Consider the following 12,860-nt stretch of genomic DNA (forward strand, 5'->3'; position numbering starts at 1 on the left):
CCACTGGCGGCGCTCACCTTTGCAGCATCCAGTATTATCTGCGCTTTTGGCTTAGCATCTGCCGCACCTCGCTCGCCGTATCGGCACTTAGAATTATGCGGTATTGCCTTTATAAAACATTTCACGGCACGTCATTTTGGGAGTATCCTCCCGTAGGGGCGCACGCAGACGTATCGTCCTATCGTCGAACAAAATATCAGCCCGATGTCCATTCCAATTTATATGGGCTTTAGGTTGGCAACACTTCGCGCACATTTCTTCCTTGCCCGCCCTGCGGGTACCTCATCTGCCGTTTCCTTCTTCTTTTTTGAGGGGTGGGTTTTGATACAGGAATCCCCGCCGCCAAAGCTACTGTGCTCTGGCGGCGGGGATTCTGTTTGCCCGGCGTTGAATCAGCAGGCCGTTTTTGGTATACTGTTGGATAAACGAAAGATAAGGAAATGGGGAAGAAACATGGCTTCTTATACATTTGAAAATCACACATTCCGCATGGTAGACCGCACCGACGGCAAGAATATTAAGGTACCGTCCAACATGTACCCGCTCAACCGCGAAGCACAGCTGTTTACCACCGAAACTACCGATACCATCAGCGATGCCCATGTGCGGGAGATTGTGAACTGCATTGACGGCCGCATGAACAACACCTACCAGAATGCCGAACAGGTAGTACGCACCCTGAACGTGTACGGTATTCCGGCTGTGCAGTATGTGGGCTGGGTGTTTATGTCGGATTCTGCCCCCATGTACCAGTCCTTTGCTCTGGTCAAGGGTGACCACGGCGGCCCGGCCATTATTGACCTTTCGGTGGACCCGATCTGGCCCCAGTGGGAACAGGAAATGGCCCAGTACACCACCCCTGACGAGATGCGCGCCGCCTTTATTGAAAAGCAATCAAAGCGCTGGGATGTGCCAAACACCGAGCGCTGCGTGTTTGGCCAGATACCGGATTATATGGTGTATGTTGCCAGCATGTGCACCACCGACCAAGGCTTGAAGCTTTACCAGAAAGTCATGCGCGCCTTCCCCAAGCATCCCGCCAACCTGGAAGCCGAGCACGCACAGCGCGCCATGGTGGAGAGAGTGATGAAGGGGAAGATTTAAGGCAATACCAACCGGAAAAATTCTCGGCACCGACCGGGTATTACTCAGCGAGCTGGAACAAAGGCGGCAAGCCCAAAATGCTGACCTTACGGGAATGGGCAAATCTGGATACCGCCAAAAGCAGAAAGAAGTTTCAGGACTTTCTTACCCTGAAAACGCAGCCCTACAGCGATGTGCTGAGTGTTGCCGAAGCAAGCCGGCTTACCGGCTATCACCACAACACCCTGACGAATTGGTGCCATAACGGTTACATCCGATACTTTGAAATCAGTGGTGGGTATATGATTCCCAAATCTTGTCTGCTGAATTTTCTGCTTAGTCCTCATATTCTGGACAGCTATCGACCTTCTAAAAAGCTGGTTGACCTTGCGAAAGAATTCAGCCGACAAGGCATATCGACAAAAAAGCCCACCGCCAAATGAGTGCCATAGAGAAAAGCAGCGTCCCCCGAATGTAAAACGGAGGACGCTGTTTTTATAGCCCTATTTCAACTGCTGACAATTTGTCACCAGTTGGCGCATGACTGTCATCGGTATTAGGCAGCGACATATAGCTTCTGTAATTTTTAACTGCCTACAATTTGTAGTCATTTCACAAACCGTATGCTTTGGAGCTATTTCAGATTATGCCCTATTAAATCGAAGCATTTGAATTCGGCCACTAACAGCGGCGGCAATTTTCGCGGCTCGTCCATCATCAAACTGGGCGGCTGTTCGGAAGATTTCTTCTACTTTATTGGAAAATCCATCAAGGCGCTCCAGCGGCAGATCAACATAAGGCGCAATCAGCTTTAGCTGGGATTGCTGCGAGGTTTCAAACGGTTTTGCGGGAACCATGGCTTCCGCATTGATCGCGCGGGTGAGGGTCATCTGCCAAAGGCTTGTGCCGCTGTCATAGATGGGCGCTGTTCCTTTCCATTCCAGCGTTTCGGAATCACGCAGGAAACCGAAATTGCCAAGATGGCGATCCGTGTTGGCTAAGATGAAATCGGCAGCCAGCATATTGCAGACCGCTTTCTTTGCATCAGGGATTTCGACAGCCCGGCAGCAAGCGTTGAAGTGTTCCCAGTTGGAAACACCCTGCGCTTGCGGCAGCAGCCGCATAAATTGGGCGGCGGTGACAAGCTCGGTGTGGTCATTGGTAAAACACGCACAGGCGGACATGACCTGCCCGCCCTGCTCTACAAGCCAGTAGGGAACGTGCGGCATACCAAGCGCATCATACAGAGCCGTGGCAACGATTTCGTTGTAAGGCTCCTGCTTGTAAATGCCCGATCCTGCTTTTAAGAGGATTCGTTTTCCGTCCGCAATGCGCCAGCGCTTTTGTAAAAAGCCGTCTGAGGTATTACAGGGGGAACACAAATCCGGCTGTGCTGAGAGAACCCCCTCGCCAAACAAAGCGCGTCCCACATCGTCAGAAAAGTCGTTCTCGTAGAAATTTACATCGCGCCAGTTCTGTGGGGCATCGCAGGGCGTGACCCAATACTGGTCTGAGAGGCTCAGCCCGCTGCATTTGACAAGCAGAAGTTCGGCGTAAGGAATATGCAGCGTTTCCAAGGCGTGCTCCAGCCCGGAACGGCTTGCCGGGATACCGCGCCCTGCCCACCATTTGCGCAGGGACAGAACATCAAAGCTGCCATCGCTATGCTTTGCGCCAAGGGGAATCCTCTGCGCCGAAAGAACCTCCGCCACATCAATAATGTCGCCGGTCTTTTCCGCTATTTCAATAACAGCCACTTGATGATTGCGCTGCATCAGGAAAAATCGCATTCTGCTCACCTGCCTTACCTTATAGAACGATTATACTCTATCCGGCGGGGCTTTGCAATCTGCGTTTTTGTCGCAGCGTCAATCCTTTTCTATAAACCAAGGGGGAAGTATATCCTTTTTCGGGAAATGGGGGTGCCGTCTGTGTTTTCCCCCACACCCCCTTTCAGCCAGCTGAAGTGACAAATAGCCAGCTAAAAACAAATAATCGGATCCTTGGGGCACCTTACCTATTTTGTAGGCAAGGTGCTTTTTTCATACAGAAACGGAGGTCACCCCCATGGGAAAATACCAAAAGAACATCGAAGCTGCCCGCCGAATTACCGTGATGCAGTATTTGGAAACCTATCACCCCGGCGAACTTGTGCGCAAAACGGATCGCGAGTACTGCACCCGGACGCACGATAGCCTGATCATCACGCCTGCCAATGGATTCTTCCACTGGTTTTCGCGTCATGTAGGCGGCAACAACGCCATTGATTATCTGACCAAGGTGGAGGGCATACAGCGAAACCTCCGCTGCGGTGCTGGGCGTTTATGTACAGGCGGATGCGGATTTTACCGCACAGCTGGTTTATACTGCGCCCGATGGCAGCACACTGACCGTGCCGGCCAACTCCGACAACGAGTACCTGATGCGCAACGCGGAATGGAGCCTGCAGGTCAATATACGAAAAACCGACAGCGAAACCGGCAACCCGATTGCCGCCGACGCCTGTTATGAAATTTATCAGTGGGACAGTGTAAGTAATAAGTTTCTTGTAGCCGGTGGGTACAACACCTACAGCGTACAGCGCCAGGGCGACGGCAGCTATGCAGTCATCAATGCACTGAGCGATTTTGTATTCAGCGCCATCAAAGCCATTGGTGCCATTCTGCTGGGCTTCGGCATTGTGCAGATCGGTCTCGCCCTCAAAAGCCACGATGCCGGGCAGCGCGCGCAGGGCTTTATGACCTTTTTCGGAGGCGTTGTTATCTACTTTGCCAAGGATATTCTGGATATGATTCTGTGATAGAAAAAGCCGTCAGCGTATGCTGACGGCTAACAGTTAAGAGCTGACGGGTTCAACGGTAAGTTTCAACCCCAAGGGCTGCATGATTTTCAGCAGCGTATCAAGATTAGGGGTTGTTTTGTAGGATTCAATGCGCGCCACAGAGGACTGCGGAATGCCGCACATGGCGGCGAGATCGCGCTGGCTGATGCCCATTGCGTTGCGCTGTTCAACCATTGCGCCGACAATCTCGGCAATTTCCTCAACCTGCTCCATGTCTCCGCGAGCCTGTGCATCAACGCTTTTTACGTGAGCTTTGTAATCATTCCATGTTCTCATAAGTCAGCAGTCTCCTTTCTGCGCAAGTAATCATCACGTTCGGCTTTTGCCTTCTCAATTTCGCGTTTCGGGGTCTTTTGTGACTTCTTGCGGAACTGATGCAGCAGCACAAAGGTGTTTTCTTGGAAATAAAAGTAGAATACCCGATTGTTGCCCGGACGAAGCTCCCAAATATCCTCTTCAAGGTGTTTGGTAATATTATCCGGCAGACGAGTACCTTTGCTTTGCAGCAATTCAATGTACAAGCTGATCTGCTTATATTGTATGCGGGCATCTTTATTGGTGGCAGCCTTATTGCGCAGAGCTTCTAAGAAATCCCATAACTCAGAGTTTCCGTCTGCTTTCTCGTAAAATTCAACTGTGTACATTAAGCTACTCCAAATTCTTTTCTTTGTATTTATGATAGCACAAATGCTATCGAAAGTCAACCGTTCTGCCGTTATCAAAACACGAAAGAAGGTGAAATTTTGAATCAAAACTGGATTGTAGAAAACCTGAACAATGCCTTTTCCACTTGGAACGGCAAATTAACAGAGCTTTGGGGGCTGGTGACAACCAGCCCTCAAACTTTTAAGGGCGGGGCTGTATGGGGCGTAATGCAAAGCCTGCACAATGCGTTGATCGGCATGCGCGTAATGGCTAACTGCTATATGGATTCCTCTGCGGCAACGTGGGTTTATTTTGATGAAATTCACGTATTGCTGAAGGACTCTATGAGCGCTGATTTTCTGAATTCGACATGGAAGCGATTCCGTAAATATAACGCCTATGCCACCGGCATTACGCAGGACATTCAGGATTATCTGGCAAACCCGATAGCAAATGCGCTGCTTTCCAACAGCGAGTTTGTCATTATGCTGCGGCAAACTAAGAGTCTGGATGCCTTGAAAAGTCTGTACGGGTTATCCAACCCGCAGCTGGAATTTCTGCGCAACGCCAGCGAGGGACACGGCATCATCAAGATGGGCAACAGTGTACTACCATTCACCAATCTGGAACCCAAGGATAGTGATGTCTATCAGCTCATCACAACGAAACCGGGAGAAAGGAAGAAGCAGGAATGATTTTGCATAAAGAAAAGGCGGGCCGGAGCCCGCCTTAGAGTCAGTGGCAGTTTAGTACTGCCAGATATTGTTTTCTAAATCACGCAGACGCGCTTTGTAGTCGTTAATAAGCGCCTGCGTGTTTTCTGTATCCGGAAAGCTGACAATATAGCCGTCCTCGGATTCGTGAAAGCCGACAAAGCCCGCAAGCCCTGCCATCTCCGCAACCTTAACCAAGGTATGGTAATCATACTCGCTGTTGTTTATGTGTAAAATCATGGGGTTCTCCTAACTGCTGCTGTTTGTTGCGGATTGGTTCGACAAACTGGAAATTGTCAAATTCTTTGTAATAGGGTAATCCTAATCTATAAATTACCATTTAGTCATTGCATTTTTTATAAAGAAAAACAGCTACGATCCATGCAAAAATAATAGTAAATATACCTGTTTCACTCACAAAAAACATTTTGTTATTAGCAACGGTTACTGTTCCAAAAATCAACTGGTCAAAAGTATTATGAGCTGCATGCAAAAAGATAGCAGGCCAAATACTTTTTGTTTTTATCGTTATTATTCCGTAAATCATTCCAACAGGTATAATCATAAAAAGAAAAGCCGGAACAGAATACCATGCGGGAGTTCCCGGCATATACAGACCTGATATAAGAATAGGCAAGTGCCATACACCCCAAAATATAGAAGTATATATTAGTGCCTTTTTTATTCCTACTCTTTCTAAGGTAGCTGGAACTAAATAACCTCTCCACCCAATTTCCTCACCGATAGCTGTAATCAAGCCTATGAAAATCCCAACAACAGACATAAGAACCAACTGAATGACGGATGCTTTACTCATATCTAAACTATTGGGAAAAGCAATCCAAAAAAGCACATATGGTATTCCTATGTAAACTGCCGGAATTAAACAAGATAATAGTATCCATTTAATTGATGTCTTCTGAAATCCAATACTCTGAAGTAATTTTTTGAATGATATTTTTCCGTTACTTTCTTTCTGCGATATACATCCTGCAATTATTGCCGCTATTGTGGGAACCCACATTAAAAAAACAGCTAACCCCATAGCTCTTAGTGCAATAACTATCGTTTCGAATATTGCACTAACTGAAATGACTATTACTAAAAAAAGTGTAACTGATTTATTCGTAAACATTTTTTTCTGTTCATCCATTACTTTTTCCTTCTTTCATAATTCCGATTTATCTCACTGTCCATCTGCGCGGTAAACCACATCAAAATACTCGCAGACGCACTTCATGCTTTCGTCAAAGTTCCTGCCGATTTCCTCACACGCTGCGGCAAACGCCTTGCGGTGGGCTTTCTTCCACGCGGTAAGGGTGCCGTCCCCCTCGGCGGCGGCACAATCTGCCGTCACATCTTCAAACGGGACAACGTCCACCTTTGTGGTGCGGGTAATGCAACGCGGCTGCAAAGCAGTTCCGGCGCTGCGCCCGCGTCCACCAACCACGGGCGCACCTGCTCATGGGAAAGCAGCAGCGGCATACGGTCGTGGATGGGCGCTACCGAATCATTGGGCGCGGTGGTCAGAATGATCAAGCAGTTCACACCATTTATAGTATCATAAATGCCCGTCAAGTAAAGCGGCTGTCCCGGCATTTGAAAAAATATTTGTACTTGGCGGCGTCCCATTCATAAAAGCCGGTGGCAGCGCTGCTTCACAGTGAGGGAATCTTTGTAAGCATCCTGAATCTATTGCATAGCAAAGAAAAATGATTGGCAATTCCAATTATAATATGCTTTAATGAAGAGCAAAACACTTACAATGTAACAATCTGCAATGCTTAAAGACACTGAACTGACCCGAACAAATCTCAAGGAGATATACCATGGCAGAACGCGAACTGCGGCGGATGAACCGCATGGAATTGATAGAGATCATCTACGCGCTCAAACAGCACGAGGAGGAACTGGAACGGCAGAATGCCAATCTTCGCCAACAGCTTGCAGACCGCACGCTGCGGCTGGAGCAGGTTGGTTCCATCGCCGAGGCCGCCTTGTCGCTGAACCGGGTATTTGAAGCCGCACAGGCTGCGGCAGATCAATATTTGGAATCGGTCAAGGCGCAGTACCCTGTGCAGGGCACCGAGTTTTCGCCCACCGCGAATAACGAAGGGGCATATTGGAAATGAAGGGACTGAGCGGAAAACGCGTTGAGATTCCCTCTATGGAGGAGATCATGCAGGAGCGCAAACGCCTGTCTTACCGCAGGCGTTACAAGCGTGTGCTGAAAAGCACCGCCTATGCGCTGGTCGTTGTGGCAGCCATTGCGGTGCTGCTGGCAACGAACCTGCTGCCGGTGCTGCAGGTGTCGGGTGACAGCATGAACCCAACCTTGCAGGATCAGGACATTCTGGTTCTGCTGAAAACAGATACTCTGGAAAAGGGAGATCTGTGCGGCTTCTACTGGCAGAACAAGCTGCTGCTCAAGCGAATCATCAGTATCCCCGGGGATGTGATTTCGATTGACGGCAACGGCCTTGTGACGGTGAATGGCGAGGTGCTGGAGGAACCGTATGTCGATGAGCTGGCTCTGGGAGAATGTGACCTCAGCTTCCCGTATCAGGTGCCTGAAAATCGCTTCTTTGTGATGGGTGACCACCGCGCGACCTCGATCGACAGCCGGAGTACGGTTGTCGGCTGCGTCGAAAAGAGTCAAATTGTGGGCAAGGTGTTTCTTAGGGTATGGCCCGTGCCCCGTATTTCGTGGATAGGCTGATGGAGGAGCCCACATGAAAAATCAATTGGACAAGGCGATTCGGCGGGTAATGGCAGCGCGCCATGCGGAGCACCGCCGTGCTGCCGTGCTGGTGATACTGGCACTGTTGACGATACTTTCTGTCAGCTGGCGTCTGCACCAAGTAGGCATCGCGATGACGGACGATGAATACTCCTGCGGATATGAGGAGCATGTACACAGCGACGCCTGCTATACCGAGGTCTTGATCTGCGGTTATGAAGACGGAGCATCGGAAACCCCTGCTGATTCAGCGGAGGAAGACGGCAAGACCGCGCCGGCAGCTCACTCCCATACCGCAGACTGCTACCAAAGGGTGCTGACCTGCACCCTCCCGGAGCATACCCACACGCTGGAATGTCTGGCGGACATAACCGCAGATGTTGAGACCCCGGCAGACTGGGACGAGCAGAGCGAGGGCGTGAGCAGCTTCTGGAGCGATGCCATGACGGAAATCGCACAGAGACAGCTTGGCTACACCGAGAGCGCCAAAAACTTTACGGTGGACAAGGCGCTGGGCGAGACCTTGGCGCAGGCCCATCACTACACACGCTACGGTGATTGGTACGGCAACCCTTACGGGAGCTGGGATGTGATGTTTGTCGCCTTCTGCCAGCATTATGCAGGCATACCGGAGGATGTCATCCCGCAATGCGCAAGCCTGCTTCAGCTGCGCACGGAATTGGAAAACGCGCACCCTGAATACATCACCCCGGGTGGCAGTGAGGCCACACCGGGCGACATCGTACTCTATACAAATGCCGCCGGTGAGGAAACGATCGGCATTGTAACCGCGTATGATGGCGCGAACCTGACCGTTGTTTCCGGCGCTGTGGACGGTGCGGTAGCGGCTGTGACGGTCGCAGAGGCCGATGTCACCAATACCATCCGTGTGTTGGATGCGTATGGCGTGTATGCGCAGACCGGCGCATCAGACGGATCCGAAGAACTCTCCTTTGATGCGGACGCCATTTTGGCAAGAGACGGCGCGGTGGCGTATATTGTTTGGCAACGGCCGGATCCCATAATGCCGGCTGCGGAAGACGATGATACACTGACCGCAGCGGCAGCAACCCCTCAGTATGACGGCGAGGGCAACCTAAAGCTGGATAATCTGCTGACAAGTACAGCTATTTCCATCAATCAAAGCGGCACTTGGGAACCGCTGGATAATTTTGCATCTATCAAGGACGGCACCCAGGTTCAGGTGGAAATCGTCTACAGTGTACCGGCGAACGCATTCCTAGACGGCGGCAATACAGCGACCTATACCCTGCCGGCGGGTGTCTATCCCAAAGGAGATTTGTCAGGAAACATCACCGATTCGACCGGAACGATAATTGGTACTTTTGCGCTTTCGAAAAAATCCCCTACGGTCACATTTACATTTAATAACGACACAAGTCGGACGTTCACCGGCACCTTCAAGTTTAATACCACGATCAATTACGCTGAGACCGGTGGCGACGGCAAGATACATCTGGGCGAGAAAACCTACACCGTTGAGCCGGAGTATTCGCTGAACACGAAGAAAGAGCACACCCTTTCGGAAGACAAAAGTAAGGTAAGCTACACCGTTACAGTCAATGCCCCAAATGGTACGCATGACCAGACGGTCACCATTACGGACCGGCTGACCGAGAATACCGCAAGTGGCAACTATGATACGAGCAGCATCAAAATCGACGGGAAGCCGCTCTCCGAGTATACAGGTGCCGCCATCACCTACAACGAGGACGGCAAAAGCTTTACGATCACAGGGCTGCCGCCTCTCGGATATAACCAGTCGTATGAGCTGACCTATGATGTAACTGTGGCTGCCGTGACAGGCGCAGACGGTTCCGGTACGATTGTCAACACGGCCAAGGGCACAACCAGTACGCTGCAGAGCAACGAGGCCAAGGATACCGTCACCGTGAAGGAGAGCAGCATTGCCAAAACAGGCACCTATGACGCTGCGACCCACCGCATCAACTGGGTCATCAAGGTCAAAAATCCGGGCGGTGATTTGGCAGGCTATACGGTGACTGATACACAGGTCACACAGCTGGACATTGTTGGTGATGTAACGCTGAAAATTTCTGACGGGGCAGTTGTAACAACCATCCCAGGCAGTGTTTTCCTGACCGATGGCTACACCTTCCCGGCAGGTTCCAATGCGAGCTCCTATACATTTACCTATCAAACGGCTGCACCGGATCCGGTGAACGGCACCGTTTCTGCAACCAACCAGGCAACGCTGGAAAAAGGTTCACGTTCCTATACCGCGACAGCCAATGTTTCCACCGGTGTAGGCAAAGTGGATATTCGAAAGTATCCGGGCACTGTCACGCCGCTGGAAAACGGTGACCAAAAGGTCATGTGGAATATAACCGGAACGGTTCCCGCGGGCGTTAACAGTTTCAAAATCGTGGATAAGATCCGCGAACCGCTGTACGGCGTCAAAACCCAGCTGGAAACCGCCATTCGGAACAATCTGCGCTTGACGATGGAAGGCGGAACAACGCTGACATGGGAGGAGGCAGAGAAGAAGGGCATACAGATTCAGCTGTCCTTTTTTTCCAACGGTTTGAATGACTGGGACGATCCCAACAACGGCATTTCGGTTTCCGATGATGCAACCGCGGTGCATCGCATCTGGCTGCATTTTAGCCGGACGGACGGCGAGAAGCTGCGCATTTTGAGATGCACCATCAGCGACATTCCAACGGTGGCAAAAACGTCTGATATGGCGAACAATACCAAAAGGCATTTTGAGAACCGTGTGGAAATTTACTCGGATAACGCCGGGCGCGAAGGCTGGAAAGGAACTTACGATTATACAAAGATCGGTTCTATCACCAAGGAAACATCTGACAAGAGCGACAATGGGTACAAGCAGAACAACAGCACTACCTATGCCAAAAACAAGGTCATCTGGTATCGCATCAAACTGAATCTGGGTAGCGGTAATGTAGACACGACCCAAGCGCTGACGGTGGTAGATAAGATCCCGGACGGCATGAAGCTGGCTACGGACAATAATTCTCTTAGCAGCTATAGGATTGCGGCGGATCTGGATACAGCGCCGGGCAATAAATATACGGGAAAAATCAAAAAAAGTCCGAGCGAAAACATATACAGCCTTGTGTCTAACGGGGTTACCTATTGGTCGATTGACACTTCTGTTTCGGGGCAGCTGACTATTAAGGTGCTTCCTATTACGCTGCAAAGTCTGATCGACTCAAAGAAAACAACGGATCATTATGTGGAGATCCGCTATGCGCTCCAGCTGGATGATGCGACAGCCTGGAACGAGCGTACTCTCGAGGAAAAAACCTATACAAATACTGCCACATGGGACGGTGCATCGACATCGTCCGGCATGACCATCACGCGCCCGAAAAAGCAGCTTCTGGAAAAGACCGGCAATTATGATGAAACAACCCATCAAGCCAATTACACCCTTTGCATCAACCCCCGCGCAGAGGATCTCGCACCGGGCAGTGACACGCTCGAGCTTACGGACACGATGGAAAGCGAATACTTCGGCAAAACCGGCATGGAGCTGATGCTGGATTCTATCAAGGTATATGAATACATCCTGCAGGACGGCGACTGGGTAAAGGGCAACGAAGTCAAAGACAGCGTTCGCGTTGAAAAGGTTGAAGAAACCGCATCGACACGGAAGTACAAGTTCGTTCTGCCGGACGAGAAAGCCCTGGTACTGGAGTACTCTTATAAAATGAATCCGGGTAATCTCGCAAGCGACATGTCGGTAAAAAATACGGCTACGCTGGCGGGAAAAACTGTAGGCAATCAGGTTTCGGCGAAAAGCGACAGTGCATCGGCAACTGTACACAATGCCGTTCTGACTGTTGCCAAGACGGATTCTGCTACAAACTTAGCCATCACGGCAAGCCCGGCAACCTTTGCGATATACCACTATAATAAAATCAGCACAGGGTGGGATTTTATTAGGCCGGAGAATACAGGTGCGAACGGCAGCTTTGACCTGACATTTGCGCAATCCCCTGCAGCAGGCAGCCCGCAGCTGGTCACCGGGGACCTGTATAAGCTTGTGGAAACAGCGGCCCCGGCAGACTATGCACTGGATGAAACCCCGCGCTATTTTATCTGGAACAACAACGCAACGGATGATGACAAAAAAGCAGCTGCGCTTACAGCTGCAACCGGAGCTACTGTCCCGGAGGGGGTTACCACTGCAAACATTAGCTTTTTGGGCGTGAACGGAGACCGCGCCACAATGGCCATCCCCAACAAGCAAAACTGCCTGACCCTGCGCAAAATCTGGTATGGCATCGGGAACGACACGATAGAAGCACCGGTGGAAAAGATCCAGGTGCAGCTGTACCGTTACGAGGATGGAAAAGACAAGGCGGACGCAGTGGCGGTCGGAAAGCCGGTCACCTTGACAAAAGCTGACGGCTGGACCAAGAAAATTTCTTCCTTGGAGAGCGGTTATCACTACTATGTAGAAGAGCTAGGAACAGACAGTGGTGCGCTTATCTTCTATGAAGTAAAGTACAGTGAAAGCAACGCCACCGGTGTCACCGGCGGCGGCACCATTACCATCACGAACAAGCAAAAGCCCAGCTATGAGCTGCCCGCCACCGGCGCGGCCGGCACACCCCCGTATACAGCAGCAGGCGCCCTGATAATGGGCATCGCGCTGATGTTAGGATACCTCATCAACAAACGCAGCCATTCGGGGGGAGGGGGTAAAAATTAGGGCAACACCGCATAATTCTAAGTGCCGATACGGCGAGCGAGGTGCGGCAGATGCTAAGCCAAAAGCGCAGATAATACTGGATGCTGCAAAGGTGAGCGCCGCCAGTGG

General features: G+C 50.7%; 13 protein-coding genes and 1 pseudogene. 7 read left to right on the top strand and 7 right to left on the bottom strand.

The features are described 5' to 3' along the window. The first annotated feature begins 453 nt into the window (after positions 1–453). Positions 454–1,104, top strand: coding sequence for a hypothetical protein (locus C4885_RS12955; protein WP_114000742.1), 651 nt, complete (start codon positions 454–456; stop codon positions 1,102–1,104). 77 nt (positions 1,105–1,181) lie between these two features. Then, the gene (locus C4885_RS12960) at positions 1,182–1,526 is read left to right on the top strand and encodes a helix-turn-helix domain-containing protein (RefSeq protein WP_114000743.1); all 345 of its coding nucleotides are present in this window, start codon (positions 1,182–1,184) and stop codon (positions 1,524–1,526) included. A gap of 201 nt (positions 1,527–1,727) precedes the next feature. Here the strand turns inward: C4885_RS12960 and C4885_RS12965 are convergent, their stop codons facing one another. Next, positions 1,728–2,873, bottom strand: coding sequence for a HipA domain-containing protein (locus C4885_RS12965; RefSeq protein WP_114000744.1), 1,146 nt, complete (start codon positions 2,871–2,873; stop codon positions 1,728–1,730). Between the two features lie 815 nt (positions 2,874–3,688). Between C4885_RS12965 and C4885_RS17325 the strand changes: the two are divergent. Beyond that, positions 3,689–3,883, top strand: a pseudogene (locus tag C4885_RS17325) (glutamyl-tRNA amidotransferase); the annotation flags it as partial. Positions 3,884–3,919: 36 nt separating this feature from the next. On the opposite strand, the gene C4885_RS12975 reads toward C4885_RS17325, so the two are convergent. Beyond that, entirely contained in the window at positions 3,920–4,201 is a 282-nt protein-coding gene (locus C4885_RS12975; protein WP_114000745.1) for a helix-turn-helix transcriptional regulator, read from the bottom strand. Next, entirely contained in the window at positions 4,198–4,569 is a 372-nt protein-coding gene (locus C4885_RS12980) for a type II toxin-antitoxin system RelE/ParE family toxin (RefSeq protein ID WP_114000746.1), read from the bottom strand. Before C4885_RS12980 ends, C4885_RS12975 begins: the two co-directional genes overlap by 4 nt. Positions 4,570–4,668: 99 nt before the next feature. On the opposite strand from C4885_RS12980, the gene C4885_RS12985 reads away from it, so the two are divergent. Continuing rightward, complete coding sequence (locus C4885_RS12985) at positions 4,669–5,265, top strand: hypothetical protein (RefSeq protein ID WP_114000747.1); 597 nt, start codon at positions 4,669–4,671, stop codon at positions 5,263–5,265. A 51-nt stretch (positions 5,266–5,316) separates the two neighbouring features. Here the strand turns inward: C4885_RS12985 and C4885_RS12990 are convergent, their stop codons facing one another. The 4 genes from C4885_RS12990 to C4885_RS17330 all read right to left on the bottom strand — a co-directional run bounded on the left by C4885_RS12990 (position 5,317) and on the right by C4885_RS17330 (position 6,915). Further along, complete coding sequence (locus C4885_RS12990) at positions 5,317–5,523, bottom strand: hypothetical protein (RefSeq protein ID WP_114000748.1); 207 nt, start codon at positions 5,521–5,523, stop codon at positions 5,317–5,319. A gap of 100 nt (positions 5,524–5,623) precedes the next feature. Further along, positions 5,624–6,436, bottom strand: coding sequence for a CPBP family intramembrane glutamic endopeptidase (locus C4885_RS12995; RefSeq protein ID WP_114000749.1), 813 nt, complete (start codon positions 6,434–6,436; stop codon positions 5,624–5,626). A 33-nt stretch (positions 6,437–6,469) separates the two neighbouring features. Beyond that, positions 6,470–6,733, bottom strand: coding sequence for an ASCH domain-containing protein (locus C4885_RS13000; RefSeq protein WP_114000750.1), 264 nt, complete (start codon positions 6,731–6,733; stop codon positions 6,470–6,472). Next, positions 6,637–6,915: an SOS response-associated peptidase family protein gene (locus C4885_RS17330; RefSeq protein WP_114000751.1), complete on the bottom strand. Its 279-nt coding sequence runs from the start codon at positions 6,913–6,915 to the stop codon at positions 6,637–6,639. The genes C4885_RS13000 and C4885_RS17330 overlap by 97 nt, the downstream gene beginning before the upstream one ends. Before the next feature lie 197 nt (positions 6,916–7,112). On the opposite strand from C4885_RS17330, the gene C4885_RS13010 reads away from it, so the two are divergent. From C4885_RS13010 to C4885_RS13020, 3 genes are read left to right on the top strand one after another with little or no spacing between them, the layout of a single operon-like run. Then, positions 7,113–7,415 carry a DNA repair protein gene (locus tag C4885_RS13010; RefSeq protein ID WP_114000752.1) on the top strand — a complete coding sequence of 101 codons (303 nt, stop codon included), beginning with the start codon at positions 7,113–7,115 and terminating at the stop codon, positions 7,413–7,415. Beyond that, positions 7,412–8,002 carry a signal peptidase I gene (gene lepB / locus C4885_RS13015; protein WP_114000753.1) on the top strand — a complete coding sequence of 197 codons (591 nt, stop codon included), beginning with the start codon at positions 7,412–7,414 and terminating at the stop codon, positions 8,000–8,002. Before C4885_RS13010 ends, lepB begins: the two co-directional genes overlap by 4 nt. Before the next feature lie 13 nt (positions 8,003–8,015). Further along, positions 8,016–12,752 carry an Ig-like domain-containing protein gene (locus tag C4885_RS13020; RefSeq protein ID WP_114000754.1) on the top strand — a complete coding sequence of 1,579 codons (4,737 nt, stop codon included), beginning with the start codon at positions 8,016–8,018 and terminating at the stop codon, positions 12,750–12,752. The last annotated feature ends 108 nt before the right edge of the window (positions 12,753–12,860 follow it).

Origin of the sequence: Subdoligranulum sp. APC924/74, assembly GCF_003324125.1 — a bacterium.
GTDB lineage: Bacteria > Bacillota > Clostridia > Oscillospirales > Ruminococcaceae > Gemmiger > Gemmiger qucibialis.